General features: G+C 57.6%; 12 protein-coding genes and 1 pseudogene. 8 read left to right on the top strand and 5 right to left on the bottom strand.

From position 1 onward, the window contains the following. Positions 1-47 precede the first annotated feature (47 nt). Positions 48-902, top strand: coding sequence for a MaoC/PaaZ C-terminal domain-containing protein (locus IVA82_RS21320; protein WP_247493505.1), 855 nt, complete (start codon positions 48-50; stop codon positions 900-902). A gap of 209 nt (positions 903-1,111) precedes the next feature. Here IVA82_RS21320 and IVA82_RS21325 read toward each other — a convergent pair whose 3' ends face one another. Then, complete coding sequence (locus IVA82_RS21325) at positions 1,112-2,227, bottom strand: acyl-CoA dehydrogenase family protein (RefSeq protein ID WP_247493506.1); 1,116 nt, start codon at positions 2,225-2,227, stop codon at positions 1,112-1,114. Continuing rightward, complete coding sequence (locus IVA82_RS21330) at positions 2,224-3,450, bottom strand: acyl-CoA dehydrogenase family protein (RefSeq protein ID WP_247493507.1); 1,227 nt, start codon at positions 3,448-3,450, stop codon at positions 2,224-2,226. The genes IVA82_RS21325 and IVA82_RS21330 overlap by 4 nt, the downstream gene beginning before the upstream one ends. Before the next feature lie 446 nt (positions 3,451-3,896). Between IVA82_RS21330 and IVA82_RS21335 the strand changes: the two genes are divergently transcribed. The 5 genes from IVA82_RS21335 to IVA82_RS21355 all read left to right on the top strand — a co-directional run bounded on the left by IVA82_RS21335 (position 3,897) and on the right by IVA82_RS21355 (position 9,355). Beyond that, on the top strand, positions 3,897-5,036 hold the full coding sequence (locus IVA82_RS21335; protein WP_247493508.1) for an ABC transporter substrate-binding protein: 1,140 nt from the start codon (positions 3,897-3,899) through the stop codon (positions 5,034-5,036). A 738-nt stretch (positions 5,037-5,774) separates the two neighbouring features. Beyond that, positions 5,775-6,551 carry a hypothetical protein gene (locus IVA82_RS21340; RefSeq protein ID WP_247493509.1) on the top strand — a complete coding sequence of 259 codons (777 nt, stop codon included), beginning with the start codon at positions 5,775-5,777 and terminating at the stop codon, positions 6,549-6,551. A gap of 715 nt (positions 6,552-7,266) precedes the next feature. Further along, complete coding sequence (locus IVA82_RS21345; RefSeq protein ID WP_247493516.1) at positions 7,267-7,980, top strand: class II aldolase/adducin family protein; 714 nt, start codon at positions 7,267-7,269, stop codon at positions 7,978-7,980. A gap of 246 nt (positions 7,981-8,226) precedes the next feature. Next, positions 8,227-8,652 (top strand): hypothetical protein, encoded by a 426-nt coding sequence (locus IVA82_RS21350; RefSeq protein WP_247493510.1) that lies wholly within the window; start codon positions 8,227-8,229, stop codon positions 8,650-8,652. Continuing rightward, positions 8,621-9,355: an extracellular solute-binding protein gene (locus IVA82_RS21355; protein ID WP_247493511.1), complete on the top strand. Its 735-nt coding sequence runs from the start codon at positions 8,621-8,623 to the stop codon at positions 9,353-9,355. The genes IVA82_RS21350 and IVA82_RS21355 overlap by 32 nt, the downstream gene beginning before the upstream one ends. Positions 9,356-10,014: 659 nt before the next feature. On the opposite strand, the gene IVA82_RS21360 is transcribed toward IVA82_RS21355, so the two are convergent. Both IVA82_RS21360 and IVA82_RS21365 read right to left on the bottom strand, forming a co-directional pair. Then, on the bottom strand, positions 10,015-11,124 hold the full coding sequence (locus IVA82_RS21360; RefSeq protein ID WP_247493512.1) for a DUF2817 domain-containing protein: 1,110 nt from the start codon (positions 11,122-11,124) through the stop codon (positions 10,015-10,017). Between the two features lie 176 nt (positions 11,125-11,300). Continuing rightward, on the bottom strand, positions 11,301-12,473 hold the full coding sequence (locus IVA82_RS21365) for a Xaa-Pro peptidase family protein (protein WP_247493513.1): 1,173 nt from the start codon (positions 12,471-12,473) through the stop codon (positions 11,301-11,303). Positions 12,474-13,407: 934 nt separating this feature from the next. Here IVA82_RS21365 and IVA82_RS21370 point away from each other — a divergent pair. Next, the gene (locus tag IVA82_RS21370; RefSeq protein ID WP_247493514.1) at positions 13,408-14,643 is read left to right on the top strand and encodes an acyl-CoA dehydrogenase family protein; all 1,236 of its coding nucleotides are present in this window, start codon (positions 13,408-13,410) and stop codon (positions 14,641-14,643) included. A 235-nt stretch (positions 14,644-14,878) separates the two neighbouring features. On the opposite strand, the gene IVA82_RS21375 is transcribed toward IVA82_RS21370, so the two are convergent. Then, the gene (locus IVA82_RS21375; RefSeq protein WP_247493517.1) at positions 14,879-15,274 is read right to left on the bottom strand and encodes a hypothetical protein; all 396 of its coding nucleotides are present in this window, start codon (positions 15,272-15,274) and stop codon (positions 14,879-14,881) included. Between the two features lie 664 nt (positions 15,275-15,938). On the opposite strand from IVA82_RS21375, the pseudogene IVA82_RS21380 reads away from it, so the two are divergent. Further along, a pseudogene (locus tag IVA82_RS21380) lies at positions 15,939-16,196 on the top strand (transposase); the annotation flags it as partial. Positions 16,197-16,292 lie beyond the last annotated feature (96 nt).

The raw sequence follows: 16,292 nt of genomic DNA on the forward strand, positions 1-16,292 counted from the left end.
TCAAGTCTAGATGCGTGGTCCGATCATTCGTTGGAGGAAAAACGGCCTTGCCAATTAACTATGAGCAGCTAATGGCCATGAAGCGTCTTGGCCAGAGATATAGCTACAGTGATCGCGATGTCATGCTCTACGCCTATGCCATCGGCATGGGGGCTGATCCCTTAGACGAAAATGAGCTTGCCTTCGTTAATGAAGCCACGGCGACACCACGGGCTTTAAAGGTGGTGCCTACTTTCGCCTCTGTTGCTGCCCCAGGCGCCGAACCGGGCGAGATGAATCTCAACTTGGTGGTGGACGGCGAGCGCGATATTACATTTCATAAGCCGCTCGCGACCGCTGCGCAGATTACCGCCGATTCTTCCGTGCTGGCGGTCTACGACAAAGGCAAGGATAAGGGCGCAGTGGTCCGCTATCAAAACGTGCTGAAAAACAGCGACGGCGAACTGCTGGCAACTGTGGTAATCACATACGTTGCGCGCGGCGATGGCGGATTCGACGCGCCGGCGGAGCGCCAGGCCCAACCACACCAGGTGCCGACCCGCGCACCTGACAGGACCATTGACATCTCCACGCGCCCCGATCAGGCGCTGATCTACCGGCTCTGCGGCGACCGCGACCCGCTGCATTCGGATCCAGACCACGCAAAGGGCGCCGGATTTCCTCGGCCAATCCTGCATGGCATGTGCACCTATGGAATCACCTGTCGCGGCATCCTGCAAACATACGCCGATTACGATCCGACCGCCTTTAAGCAGCACGTAGCGCGGTTTTCCTCACCAGTATATCCAGGTGATGTTGTGACACTTGATATGTGGAAGGACGGCAACCAGATCTCGTTCGAAGCTAGGGTGAAGGCGCGCGGCGTTACAGTGGTCAAGAATGGCCTGACGTTGCTTGGCTAATATCGGCCGCGGCGCCGGTCCAGTGCAGGCCCGAGCGCCGCGTTTTGGCTCTTTTGCTCCTACCCACGTAAACGCTCGATGGAGCCACAACACCGCTCGAAGGCCCGTCCGATCAAGATCGAACTAGGAAGTGGCTAAAGTTGCCACGATCGCCATGATGCATTGAATAGCGAGATCGCCGGCAGTATGTCGGCAGATGAACTGGACATTCATGACAACCCAATCCGATCCGCCAGCCGCTGCCTGTAATAGCTGGGGTCGCCAAGCAGGATGTATGACGTCTTGGCGCGCTTGAGGTAAAGGTGCGCGTCGTGTTCCCAGGTAGCACCTACGCCACCGTGAATCTGCACGTTCTCGCCGGCGGCGCGGAAGCAAGCCTCCGCCGCAGTGGCCTTGGCGATGCAGGCCGCCACCGGCAGCTCATCTGAGTTGTCATCTGCGGCCCAGGCCCCGTAGTAGGCTGCCGCCCGGGCGCCCTCAAGCCCCACCAGCACCTCCGCGCACTTGTGCTTGACAGCCTGGAAAGCGCCAATCGGCCGACCGAATTGCTTCCGCAGCTTCGCGTACTCGACACTCATGTCGAGGCATGCATCGGCGGTACCAACCATTTCTGCCGCGAGAAGCACTGCCGCATGGTCAATCGCCTTTGATAGGATTGCGTCGCCGGTCCCAACTTCGCCGATCAGTCGCGCCGGCGCGTCGTGCAATTCGATGCGACCCAATCGCCGGGTTTGGTCAAAGCCGGGGAGCAGGTTTCGGACCACGCCAGGAGCATCTGCTGCCACAGCGAACAGGGAAAGACCGTTTGGTGCCTTGGCGCTTACAAGGATCAGATCCGCAGCCTGTCCTTCGAGCACATACGATTTGTGGCCATCGAGGCGCCAGCCATGTTGCCCCCTTAGCGCCGCCGTGCGCGTGTCACCGCCCCAAGCAGCGTCATCCTCAAGCCACGCGAGGGTGCCAATGATGGATCCACTCGCCAATAGCGGAGCGTACTCTTCGAGCGCGCCTTGATCTTCTGACGCGAGCAGCGCCGGTAGTGCGAGAGCGACTGTCCCGAATAGAGGCGAGGGCACCAAACCGCGGCCAAGTTCTTCCATTACGACTGCGAGATCGGCGTAGCCGTAACCCGCGCCTCCGTAAATCTCGGGCACGGCGATCGCGGGTAGCGCCAGCTCCTCCGTCATTTGGCGCCAAATTTCCCTGTCGAAGCCTTCTGGGGTCTCCATAACGCGCCGAACGGCAGTCATGGACACATGGCGGGAGACGAAGCGGCGGATGCTCGATGCGAGCTCGCGACGTTCGGTATTTAATCCGATGCTCATAAACTCGGCTCTTTCGGGAGGCCGAGCACGCGCTCGGCGATGACATTCCGCTGAATCTCGGCAGTACCGCCCCAGATCGTGTGCGTGCGAGTCTCAAGGAACGCAGTCTGCCACAACGAGAGCTCGTACTTATTGCCGGTCGTTAGAGCGTCAGGTCCCAGGATGTCGAGGGCAATCTCCGCAAGGCGCCGCTCGTACTCCGACCAGCGAATCTTGTTGATCGAATCCGTGGCGCCGCGTCCGGGATCCTGCCCTGTTGCTAACGCATTCAACAGTACTAGCCCGCTCATACGCATCAACTCGACGTTCGAATAGGCCCACGCCAATTGCTCGCGCACGCGAGGATCGTTGAGCTTGCCGCGCTTCCTCACCTCATCGACCAGATTCCAGAACTGTTCCTGGAAGCGTACGTGCTGCGTTGTCGCCCGGCCCCCGCGCTCAATACCAAGGGTCGTCATGGCCACCCTCCACCCATTATTGAGGCCTCCGATTACGTTGGAGATGGGCGCTCGCGCATTGGTGATAAAGGTTTCAGCAAAGTGGCCTTCGCCGGTCATTCCCTTAATCGGACGAAACTCGATGCCATTTCCGTCAATTGGGATTAGTACGTATGAGATGTCGCGATGTTTGGGGGCCGACTGGTCAGTCCGGCAAAGACAAAAGACCATGTTCGCGTCCCAGTAATTTGACGTCCATACCTTCTGACCGTTAACGATGATCTCCTCGCCCTCGACCACGCCTTTGGTCCGCACGCTGGCCAAGTCCGAGCCGGCATTGGGTTCAGAAAAGCCCTGGCAGTAGCGGTCTACCCCCTTAATAATCCGGGGGAGAAAATATGCCTTCTGATCTTCGCTGCCATGCGCGATGATGGATGGGCCAACGATCCGCTCGCCATAGCCCAGCGTATCCCAAGACCAGCTGGATGGCACTCCAGCACGGTGGAATTCCTCGTTGAGAAGCGCAACCTCGACGCCCGTCAGCCCTCGTCCACCGTACTCCTTCGGCCAAGCGACACACACATAGCCGGCCTCACGTAGCTGGTCCATCCAGTCCAAAACTGCTGCGCGAACGTCCCCATCTAGACGCACTTCCCCAAGGCGGAGCCCCTTGAGCTTCGCGGGCGCGTTCGCGCGAAGCCATTCTCGCAGTTCTTGCTGAAAAGCGCGCGCACGCTCGCTAAGCTCGACGGGAGATTTGATCGGTGTAGCGGTCAGAGCCATCATCATCTTTTCGTTTGCACCAATGGCAGCATCTCGCAACGTTAGCTATAATGCGGCGCGGCTTTTCACTAAAAAGGACAAGCTACTGCATAATTGGGGCGTTGGCTTAGCGATGCTCGCCAATTTGGCACGAGCGCAGGGCCGCCCCAACGCGCGTCAACCTGCAGAGGAGGCTTCGCGCGTGACGTGCCAGCACTTCGCGAGACGGGCATTGGTACTGTCAAGAGGGAGCAGCATATTAGCTTGCGTTGGAGGCCGACTGAGGCGGGGCGACCATGGTTTGGGCAGTCCCAGGTTGATGGCGAGGCGAAGGGAGCTGAAGTAGAGAGGACGCTGGACTGAAGTCGCAGGATTTCTGCATCTTTCCCCCCTTCTTCGCTGACTTCAGGCGTAAGTGGCTAGTATCCATTATGTGGATCTAAGGGCTCCGCTAAGTAGGGAGGGACGGTATGAGCAGACATAATTCACATGGCTATTCGCGCGCTGGCCTAAGCCGCCGGTCGATTTTGCAGTCGGCTGCGGGTTTAATGAGTGTGCCGTTCATCGCTAAGGCCACTACGGCTTGGGCTCAGGAAAAGCTGGCCGGAAGTGGCAATGTTGTCGTTCAAAGCTATGGCGGTTCGTTCACTGAGGGCGTGCGGAAACAGGTCTTTGATCAGTTTACGAAGGCGACGGGCATCACAGTCGTTGACATGCCGGTTGATACGTCGGCGCCCCAAGTCAAGGCGATGAACCAGGCTGGCCGTGTCGATTGGGACACGGCTTTCATAGACGCGGTCGATTACCCGGGTATGCAGCAGGCGGGTATGTTTGAGCCGGTTGACTACAGCCTCTGGGATGCGGAATCGGTGGAAGGCGTGCAGCAAAAGGATCGCCTCAGTCATGGGGTCGTAGCATTCGAAAGTGTGACGCTGTTGGCTTATGATACGCGCGCTTTCCCCAAAGGTGGCCCAAAAAACTGGGCGGAGTTCTGGGACGTGAAGGCCTTTCCAGGGCCGCGGGGTCTCATATCGCAGCATGGTAAGCACAATATGGTGTACGCGTTGGGTGCCGATGGCGTCCCTCGCAACGAAATCTGGCCGCTCACCGACGACAAGATCGACCGGGCGCTGAAGAAGCTTGATGCGATCAAGCCGCACGTCGTGAAATGGTGGGTGGCGGGTGGTGAAGCACCCCAGCTTCTCATCAACCGTGAGTATGTAATGACTTCGGCCTACGCTGGTCGACTGACTCCCATGATTCGGCAAGGAGCTCCCATCCGGATGGCGTGGGACGGCGCGAACCGGACCGCCATTTACTGGGCTATTCTAAAGGGGGGGCCGAACACTCGGAACGCGCAAAAACTCATCGCGTTCGTGAATCGGGCTCAGATTGCTGCTGGCTTTACACTTGCAACCGGCTATTCCAGCCCGAACGCAAACCAGCTGAAGCATCTGCCAGCCGACTTGGTGCCGCTGCTCAGCGTCAACCCGGAGAACGCTGCGCAATATGTCTCTGAGGACACGGCGTGGATCGTGCAGAAGCGCCCGGACGGCAAAACTAACGCCGACTACATCCAGGAACGTTGGCTGGCCTGGAAAGCGGGGTGATCTCAGCAACAATCCAAAATTGCATCTTCCCCAGCAGCCAGGCCCGCGTCGCGGGCTTGGCTGCTGGTGCTCTGAGGCCCTGCCTGGCAGCGTCTTGGAGCACGGCGCTGGACGCTGGCAAATTTCTTGCGAGTTGCGGAGAACGCTGCCCACCTAGTCATATCGCGCAATGCGCCGGAGAATAGCGCTTTGGTGACTGCGCTCGGCCCTCGTGCCCGGGTAGCCTGAAGCGATCATGACGGGGCGTGAGCGATGCTGGCACTTTTCTGCTTATCGCGGTGCTGCTGTCACATAATTCACTTGGCACGGACCTTCGCGTGGATCGTTCCCCTTGATGATCCTTCTCCAGCTCGATTGGGTGTCGCGGGCGTATTATGGCACGACACATCGTCATGCGTTTATGATCCAGCCCATGCTTATAATCCGACCTCGACCAGAGGCTACTCCCTACTGGAAGGGCTGCGGTGGGCACCTACCATGCAGCGCGGCGTCAGCGTGCGCACGGTAATCCAATGCGCTGGGCCCGCCGACCCCCACCGTGTGGTTAGCCCGCTCAAGACGCGCAGAGACCGCTGGCGCACTCCGCAGCATTTCGGCGATCCAAGTCCAATTCTGCAGTGTTTGGTCGTGGACACAGCTTTACATTGTTTCCGTTCGTTGTGAGCGACCGAATTGCCAAGCGGCGCACCGCGAGCGCCGTCGGCGCAATGGCGTTCGAGATCCGAATAGGATAGCGCGATGATCGATCCCGCTCTTGCTCAAAGTAAGCGCCGGTTTTCCTCGCCCGGGCAGCAATTCTACGGTGCGCCTGTGGGTATATTACAGCTTGAGCGCTTCCCCGGACCGTTCCTCCGCCCCTACATACCAGGGAGCGTAGGCAACGCCAGCACATGGAGTGTCCCTGTGCGCTACAGAACCGTACCTGGGCTCCAGTTTGATCATATTCTTGGGCAAAGGGCCGGAGAAATGGCCCCGGCCGTAGTTCAAGCTGCAACCGACCTTGTGCGGGAGGGCGCACAACTGATCACCTCCAACTGCGGGTTCATGATCCGTTACCAAGAGGTGGTGCGCACCGCGATTGAAGTGCCCGTGCTCCTATCCAGCCTTCTCCTTGCTCCATTCCTCGAGCGGATGCTTCCGCCCGGCAAGGCGCTCGGCATCATTACAGCGAACTCACGTTCGCTGACACCGGACCTGCTGGAAGCAGCGGGCTTGCCCAACTCCAAGCGCGTGGTTGTTGCCGGACTCGAAGGCGCTTGCTCGTTCGCCGCCGCTTTCCTTAACGCCAGTGCCGACCTAGACGTCAGCTCCGTCGAAACTGAAACGGTCAACGTCGCTGTGGCTCTCGTCGGCGATCAGCCGGATATTGGGATGTTGCTCCTTGAGTGCTCAGAGCTGCCACCTTACGCAGCGGCGGTCCACCGGGCCACCGGGTTGCCGGTCTTCGATTTTACCTCGATGGTTGAGTTTTTCATCAATGGATTGATACGTAGGCCATTCAAAGGAATCGATTAACTTGAAGTATGACCCCATCCAGTGGTCGGTAGCGCTTCACCGTGCCGGAAGCGCGATGCGGAATGGCTTCATCGAGAGTGTCAGTGGCCGGATGCGCAGCGACCTGTTCAATGAAACACTTCTTAGACCTCGACGATCCGCGCATCAAGTCTGAGGCAGGCGTCCCCGAGCACGACAACCAGCGCCCGCATTTCTCGTGCACTATCTCACTCCTGCGGGCCTACGCCACCGCACCTACTGTGACGAGCGGTCGCGTACGCAACCCCGGCCAGCTCCAGCTGATCGCCACTTGCTCCATCCGCGCTGCACGTCGTGACTCCGAGCGCCGCCGGATGAAGCTTCGGTGGCAGGTCACCATGTGAGAGCTTGCGGGGACTGTCAGCAAGCAGTCGAATTCTTATGGGACCATAAGCCCCTCGAAAGTGGCAGCCGCGGTCCGTGAGTCCGACGTTTCGGGCGGCCACAGGCCGAAGGGCCTTGGGTGCGAACGGAAGCTGAACGGGCTTCTGGCCGAGAAGCTGTCAAACGATGGCAGCAGAGATTGGGTCAGAAACGTTCACGTTGACGTAGTCACATGCAGTTTCTCGGCAGGATATGGCGTCAATTGGCGAAATAGTGTCCGCGAAGCTGATACCATCGACGCGGTACCGGAGTGAGATCAAAGTCGATCCATCGGGGGGCGTTATTGATGCACGAGGATGTCTCGTTGGAATGGATGATTCGGCGCGATCTGGCAGCGGCGTATCGATTGCTTGCCCACTTCGGAATGGACGATTTGATCTCCACTCACTTGTCGGCTCGTCTGCCTGGCAAAAAGCATCGTTTTCTTCTCAACCCATACGGCATGATGTTCGATGAGATTACAGCGTCTAGTCTCGTGGTTGTCGATGCGGACGGGCATGCGATTGAGGAGGAGAACGAGTCCAAGATTAACAACGCAGGTTTTACCATCCATTCCGCCATTCACATGAGCCGCGATGATGCTCAGTGTGTCATGCATACGCACACCTTGGCGGGTATGGCTGTGGCTGCACAAGAACAGGGGCTTTTACCGTTAAATCAAAAGTCGATGTGCTTCTTTGATGGTATTGCCTATCACGACTATGAAGGTATTGCCCTTGATCTCGACGAGCGTGAAAGGATCGTACGAGATCTTGGCTCCAAAGACGTGATGATCTTAAAGAACCACGGGCTACTTACCGTCGGGCGTACGATATCTGAAGCATTCCTAAACATGTATCTCTTGGAGCAATCCTGTCGCGTGCAAGTCGCAGCTACGCAGGGCGGACAAAAGATCAACCTGCCGTCCCGCGAAATAGCGGCTCACACGGCGGGGCAGTTCAATCGTCACGGTTACAATCGAAACCCCCGTCCGTGGGAGGCGCTCAAGCGTCGTTTGGATCGCATTAGTCCAGATTACGCTTCGTAGCGAAGGTGCACGTAGGCAGTCCATGCGAATATTGATGACTACGTGGAAAGTCTCGTGGTCCGAGCGTTAAGGATCAAATTCTAATTGCTTAGCTGTCAAAGTGCATGGCGGTAAGCGTTCGTGCAGCCAATTTCCTCTTCCATGCTCACATCGGCAGTTTTGCGCGCTAATCCTACACTCTGATCATTTGCACTTGCGCAGACTTGCCGAGTCGTGCTTGGAGCCCAATATCAACGAAGGTGTAACATGAGCGAGAAAGACCACTCACATCAAGGTCATCACCCGAGCCGCCGCGCAGTAGTGAAATCTGCGGCTGGGCTGCTAAGCGCGCCGCTCATTGGTAAAGTAACGCCTGCGAATTCCCAAGAGAAGCTGAAGGGCAGCGGCAGTGTGGTCGTGTACGGCTACGGCGGATCCGCGACCGCAGGCATCCGGAAAACTGTATTTGAGCCCTTCACAAAGGAGACTGGAATCACTGTCGTTGACGTAATTGCGGACAGTGCTGAGCCGCAAGTGCGGGCTATGAACCAAGCTGGACGTGTGGATTGGGATGTAGTCTTTGTTGATCCACAGAACCACCCGGCCATGAGTCAGGCTGGAATGTTTGAGCCGATTGACTATAGCCTTTGGGATGCAGTCCTTGGAGGGCGTCCCAAAAAGCAATCGGCTTAAGGACGCAGTTGTCGCATTCCGATCTGTAACTATTCTGGCTTATGATGTTCGAGCCTTTCCCAATGGAGGGCCGAAAAATTGGGCAGACTTCTGGAACGTCAGGGATTTTCCGGGGCGGCGTGGGCTCGCGCAAAATGCACGCCACATAGGTTTCGCGCTATCGGCAAACGGCGAACCCCCTGGCGAACGCTGGCCGCTGACTGATGACAAGTTCGACAGAGCTTTGAGAAAACTCGACGAGCTTAGGCCGCACATTACGAAATGGTGGACCGCGGGAGGAGAACCGGTTCAGCTGTTGTTAAATGGTGAACTGCAAGTTACGAGCTGCTATGACAGCCGTGCACTGAATGCAATCCGTCAAGGGGTGCCCATCCGTATCGTCTGGGACGGCGGAAATCTAGTGAATACTATGTGGGCAGTTCTCAAGGGTGGTCCCAACACTGCAAATGCACAGAAATTGATCGCGTTCGTGAACCGTGCCAGAAATGCTGCTGGCTTCACGCTGGGTACGATGCTGCCAGGGCCGAACATTAATCTGCTTGAGTACTTGCCATCTGATCTCCCACCATTCCTTAACATTAGCAAGGAAAATGCATCCAAGGTTGTTGAGCAAGATTCCGAGTGGTTAGCGGCTAAGCGTCCTGATGGAAAGACTAACCTGGAGCACATTCAAGAACGCTGGCTTGCCTGGCTGACGAAGTAGCGCGTCGGAAAAGAAAGTTGGATGCTCGCAGGCTGCGCACGCTGTTTAATTGGCGAGCATCTGGGTAGTTCACCTCTTCGTGCAAGAAGGGGCCAGCTATCATTATTCCTCGTTGGCTACCCACTCTCGAGAGATGAATGGGCCTGGCGGGCGTCGCTTATGGGCGATGAGAAGCGCTAGATCGTTGTGGTCGGCAACAACGCGCCGAGCTTGCGAGCGATCGCGCCGAACAGTCCGAAGACCAAGGCCTTGCGGCTGAACGGCGGTTACAGATCACCTTCGAGGGTCGTGGTGTTGTCCTCGCCGAGCTCGTACACCGGCAGCAGGCGTACTAGCTCGGCCCCAGCGCGATCACGCGGTTGGGACGGTTCGGGAAGATCGGCTTCTCGCTGATCGCCGTACCAACTAAGACGCGGATTCGTTCTGTCCCAGGCACGACCTGAATGACGCGAGTTGGACGAAGGCAAGATAGTTGACGGCGATCCTGGCATAGCGCGTCGCCTCCCGACAAGTGTTACCTCGCCAACAGAGCAGCAACGAACGTGACATGCGTCCGATCTAGTTTGAGCTGCTCAAATTAAGCGCTGCGCCGATCCGGCGAGCCGACTATTGCTTCGCACTCCATCCGCCGCACGGAACATTTGACCGACAAACGAGCCCTACATCCGCAAGCCTTCAATCATCTGCCGGTGAACCTGACGACTGCGGTAGAGCACCATCTCCTTCCAATCCGCGCTTTCAGGAAAGTAGTGCTGCTTCACGCGTCGCCGAATTTCATGACCGACATCCTTTTCAATATTCTCTCGCCCATAGGCGAAAAGCCAATGATCGGCACGCAAGAGAGGTCTGGCGGCCTCTGGAGGATAGGTGCCGAACTCCAAGCAGACGTAAACGTGCCGATCTACGAGGAGCCGCTGCCAGTAATCATCTTGCGTGCCATTGAGCACAACAGACGATGAAGTGCCGAGATCCGGAGATGTGACTGAGGCCCCAAAGATAGTACGTGCACGTTGATAACCGGATAGGCCTGACGCCTGCTCGCATTGCAGTTCGCCGTAGCCATAAGGACCGAGACCCGTGTGATAGTCGAGAATCAAGACGAACTGGCGAGATTCGATACCGTAGTCTGATACGATCCGTTCGAGCGTTTGACGCGCGACGGTCGGGCCGAGACCGCCGAAGAACATCCCGGTGGGATGTCGGTATTGCCCACTGGTCCGAGCCTTGCGGAACGCAAGTTCACCGTGGATCGTCCGGAACTGTTCTATTGTTGCCTCGGCAGCGACGAAGAGTGGTCCATCCAGCTCACGTGGAACAAGCGAATCAGCAAGTAGATCGTAGCCTTCGTTTAGAGGTAAGGGGGCTCTGAAATCGACAAAGTTTCGGTTAAGGTCGCAGCCCTCTTGGGTGACGCGCCGATCCCATGCGAACCCATATGGATTAATGGCGTGGATCAGCAACATCGCTTCATCGGACTGGAGCCTTTCGTAGCCACGCCCTGCCAACCAATCGAGCTGTGCCGCGGATCCACAATAGCCTTCGACGCCATGCGTGCCCGATATCATAATCCCTACCTTGGCGGCGCGACGGTCACCAAACCAGGCAACATCTGTCGAAAGTTCTTCGCCACGAGGCCCTCTGGCGGGCGACGGATAGATTGCTGCCTCGGCACCCGCAGCTTCTCCCACGTAGTCGCGAAAACGCCGACGTGCGTCGAAGTAGTTCGGTACAAAGTGCTTGCTCGCTGCGTCGACGATGGCATCGTTCATCGGCGTTCCAATCCAGGCTTCATCATTAAGGTGCGAGACAATGAAAAGTACTTTCTAAAGAGCCGTGCTTCTCGGCTTTCCCAAAATCCCGTGAATGGCGCTACCATTCATCGGAAACGCCGCCCGACACAAGGACGTCCTTTATGCGACGGCGGCTTGCCCGAAACTCTAAGGCCTCAGCTAAGCTCGAAAAGCTTGCGTGGCGCGCGGGTTAATACTTCCACACCGGAGTCAGTGACGCGGAATGTCTCGCTCAGGGCATAGCCGAAATCCTCATCGATCCAGTTACCTAGCATCAGATGGAAGGTCATGTTCGGCTTCAGCTCTGTCATCTCGCCGGTCTGGAGGCTCGCTGTCGGCTCAGTCCAATCAACACCAATAGCGTATCCACAACGGGTGCTCTTCTTGACGCCATACTTTTCAATCGTGCGATAGAAGGCGTTGGCGACGTCGCTGCAGGTGGCACCGGGCCTAACGGTGCCGAGCGCGGCCTCCAGGCCCGCAAGCTCTGCTTCGTGAACGCGACGCAGGCGTTCGGAGGGCGCACCAACCGAGAAGGTGCGCATTATCGCGGCAACGTAGCCGTGTCGTACGCCGCCTAGTTCAATATTGATCTGAGACCCTTCACGAATGATATCTTCACTCCATCGGATATGACACGTTCCAGTGCGTGGCGAGGAGCAGAAGAACACATTCGCCAGATCGGTCCCTGGTTTACCATTTGCGCCACGCGCCAGCGTCGCCATGATTTCGGCCATCGCGTCCGCCTCTCTCACGCCAGGGCGAATGACTTCCGCCGCACGCATGATCCCGGCATCAGCGATAGCTGCAGCTTCCCGCATGACGGCTATCTCAAGATCGGACTTAATGGTCCGAATCCATGCGACAGCTTTCGTGCAATCGACGAGCTTCGCTTTCGGCATCCGAGCTTTGAATTTTTCCGCTGTTTGCGCGGAAAGGTCGCCCAGTTCGAGGCCTAAGCCGCAGCTTGCAACACCAAGTTCATGGAGGAAATCGATCACCGCGTCGAAGCCATCCATGTCTGGGTTGGCGATGAGCTTTTCCGGATAGCCGATCACATTACCGCGCTCGAGGAAGGATTGGTGGATCGCCGCCGGCGCATCCAGGCCGCGCAGAATAAACGTTGGTTCCTCTTTTGCAGCTGAAACTACCAGTCCCTGCGGTGTTATGCCCGATCGAGCCGTACATCCGGTAAGATAGGTGATGTTGCGAGAATTGTTGACGAGAAGCGCATCAACGCCGCGCCGTGCCATTTCTGCTTTCACCAAGCCAACCCTTCGCAGGTATTCTGATCGCGGGAATGCCTGCGGCCCTTTGCTGATCGTCATTGTCCTAGCTCCATCCGGTCAAGAGTCCACCACCCGCGGCAGGTTCTCTTTGTTGCAAATACTGCCACCTGCTCAAAGCGAATTTTCCTTCATATGGGAGCCGCTCTCGTCGAAATTCTGCGTCGGGAGCCGAAACCTTGATGCTTTCAGGCATGATAACTCCGCACGATGGGGAAGATGGAAATGGTGCTCTATTGCGGCTTTCGGTATAGGACAGCGTCACGGAGACGGGAGCGCGAAGCCCCGTCACGGCTGACCAGGGCCGGTGAGTTGCTCTTGAGAAGTTTCTTCAATTGCTACCTGCGAACAGGCGTGGTTCGGCTTGGATTGTGGGACTCGGGCGATCTTTTGCTGATTTCCAATGTTCTTATTTCGAAAACACTTAATCCTGAGCTAGAGTGGGATGACCCGCACCTTCCACCCGCTAGTTGCCACAGTTTCCAAAGAAGCGGCTATCACTCATGCGCGACAGGGCTCGTGGAGCGCAATATTGTGATGGCGATCGGAGAGAAAGCCGATTAGGAAACCGGCTGATGAGGTCAGCGTTCAAATACATCAAAAAGTGGGAGTGAGCGCCTGTTTTAAGCGTCATGCTTCATCTGTTTGCATTTGATGAATACAGGACCAGCACTAAAGTATTGTTGCCTCTTGAGCGGCAAGTCGCATTTGCGGTGACCCGCACTCAATCAGGAGAACGATGTGCGATCTTCGCCGAAGGCGCATGTCCGCGAGCGCGGAACGCAGAAGAGCGTCACGCCTTCGAATACTTGCTGTCTCCCAGCCGGAATGCCCTGGAATCTATTCGGGACCACGAGATCAATACCAGCTCCGCCGGCGGACACACGACGGGTATCAGTCAGCTCGCTTGCGGGATTGTTCGGCGGGAGAAGCGGCGGCCAGAGTGTGGCTGCAGCGTTTGAAAACGGGAGCGTCCATGAATTTCACGATGTCGGCGAAGCAGAAAGAATGGTTGGGCCGGGTGCGGTCATTTATGGACACGCATGTCCGGCCCGCCGTGCCGGTCTACAAACAACAGGACGCCGAAGGTGATCGCTGGAAGGTGATCCCGGTTCTCGAAGATCTAAAGAAGAAGGCGCGCGCGGAGGGGCTGTGGAACATGTTCCTGCCCCCATCCCCGCACGAGGACGATGAATTCCGCGGTGCGGGACTGACCAACCTGGAATATGCGCCGCTTGCAGAAGAGATGGGCCGCATCAGCTGGGCGTCGAAAGTGTTCAACTGCTCCGCGCCTGACACCGGCAACATGGAAGTATTGATCCGTTACGGTACCGAGCAGCAAAAGCGGCAGTGGTTGAAGCCCTTGATGGACGGGGAAATCCGTTCCGCGTTCTTGATGACCGAGCCTGCAGTGGCTTCCTCCGATGCCACCAATATCGAGACTCGGATCGATCGAGACGGCGATCACTACGTGATTAACGGCCGCAAGTGGTGGTCCTCCGGGATCGGCGATCCTCGCTGCAAGATCGCGATCGTGATGGGTAAGACTGACTTGAAGGCGCCGCGACATCAGCAGCAGTCGCAGATCCTGGTCCCGGTTGATACTCCCGGCGTCAAGATCGAAAAAATGTTGCCGGTATTCGGCTATGACGATGCGCCGCACGGCCATGGCCAGGTGCTGCTTGAAAATGTCCGGGTGCCCGCGCGCAATGTGTTGCTCGGAGAGGGGCGCGGCTTCGAGATTGCCCAAGGCCGACTCGGTCCAGGCCGCATTCATCATTGTATGCGCTCCATCGGCAAAGCCGAAGAGGCGCTGGAAAAGATGGTGAAACGGCTCAATTCCCGGGTCGCTTTCGGCAAAAGGATTGTTGAACATTCGGTATGGGAGCAGCGAATCGCTGACGCGCGCATCGACATCGAGATGAACCGGCTGTTGTGTCTCAAAGCCGCCGACATGATGGATAAAGTCGGCAACAAGAGCGCCAAGCTCGAGATCGCGATGATCAAGGTCGCGGCACCACGTATGGCCCTGAAGGTTATCGACCAGGCGATCCAGGCGTTCGGCGGCGCCGGAGTCTCTGAGGAGGCGGGGCTGGCACGCGATTACGCGTCGATGCGCACAATGCGCTTGGCGGATGGACCGGATGAAGTGCATTGCCGAGCGATTGCCAGACTTGAACTTCGAAAATATGCAAGCGCTCCGTCGAACTGAGACGAACGACGCCATAGCCACCACAAACAGTCCAGGCGATGACAATTTCGCCTGGGCAACTCGGCGACATGCCTCCACGAGTTCGATGAACCGGTCGTTAGCAGCCGGAGAAACGTTGCCATAACAGAGACGCGCCTCGATCGTGGCCGTCTCGATGTTAGCGCCTACGGGATCAACCAGGCTGACGATCGGAAACGATCTGCGACACAGCCTGCCCCTGGTTGTAATAACGCGTTCAGGCGGTCGATGCCATTGTCAGCCGGCAGAGGTCCGTAATATCGTACACAGGCAGCTGCGCAATACGACGGATCGCTGATGCAACCATCGGGAACGCCGCGCACTCGAATAGTATGGTCGCGATCTCCGGATGTGCGGCTCGGAGGCGCGTGATGCAGGCGGAGACATCCGTCTCGATTGCTGCAACGTCAGTTGGTGGCGCTGGACGCTTGAGTTCGTCGTGCCAGAACTTGCCACCTTCGATGCCGCCAATCACGACCCTAGCTCGCTCGACAGGATCATCGATGCCCAGCAGGTCCTCGCCGCAATATTTCGAATCGTAGGTCAGGACAGCGATTTTGGCTCGCGCCGGCAGCTGGCGAAGCAAGGTCGGTAACAGGAGCAGGCTGGACATCGCCACTGGTACATCTACCGAGGCAGCCACAGCCCGTTGATGCCGAATTGAGAAGCCGCAGGTTGAGGTTATCGCGACTGCGCCTCGCTCGACCAGTCGCCGGGCCGCGGCAATGAAGGCAGGCTCAAGTGCCGGATCACCTCGAACGACGTTCTCAACCCAAGCTCCCGCGACCGTCTCGGAGATAGTCGCAAAATCGAAAGTAGCTGGGTTCAATATTGAGCCGGCCGCAGGCGTCGGAGGCTTGGTGCCGGGCGGCAGCCCGCGTTCGAGGTGCAAGATTCCAAGAGAGCGTACAGTGTGCGATGTCATGCCCTCAGCATAGAACCCCGCGTAGCCGAATTTCAATAATGTAAGGCTAATATCGCCGAAATTCTGCGCGGCTAGCGCCCAAGTGCGAATCTGCAGCGACTAATTCTGGGCGCCCGCAGCTCGTCATCCCAAGTTTTGGCGAACTGCCGCCGGCCCCAGACATGATTTCGGAGAATCGGTCTTCCCGTGACGGTGAGCGCCCCGTTCGAGCAGCGCTTCCTAGTTGAGGCCACGGCTAACAGTGACTTTCGATCTCCCCGAGTGGAGAGCCGGCTCCGGAAATCTGCACAGGACGTTAAGTGGAGTTTCTGCCTGACGACGGGCACGATAGGCCCGCGAATCAGGAGAGACGATGAGCAGACGAGCACGCCGGAATCACTCACCGGCCTTCAAGGCGAAGGTGGCTCTGGCCGCCGTCAAAGGCGATCGGACGATAGCCCAACTGGCCGAGCATTTTGACGTTCACCCCAATCAGATTACGGCGTGGAAATCGCAGCTTGAGGGCAATGCTTCCGGGATTTTCGGACCAGGGGGCGGGCCGCCGGCCGCGCCCGCAGTCGATGTGAAGTCGCTGCATGCCAAGATCGGAGAGCTGACGCTGGAGAATGATTCCTAAGAAACGGCAGCAACTACTTTCGGCTCCAAGGGCTGGAGAACAAAGCCGAATGCCTTGGCACGCCGATGCAAATTGTTGACCACTCGCGTC

It is taken from the genome of Bradyrhizobium sp. 142, assembly GCF_023074015.1.
GTDB lineage: Bacteria > Pseudomonadota > Alphaproteobacteria > Rhizobiales > Xanthobacteraceae > Bradyrhizobium.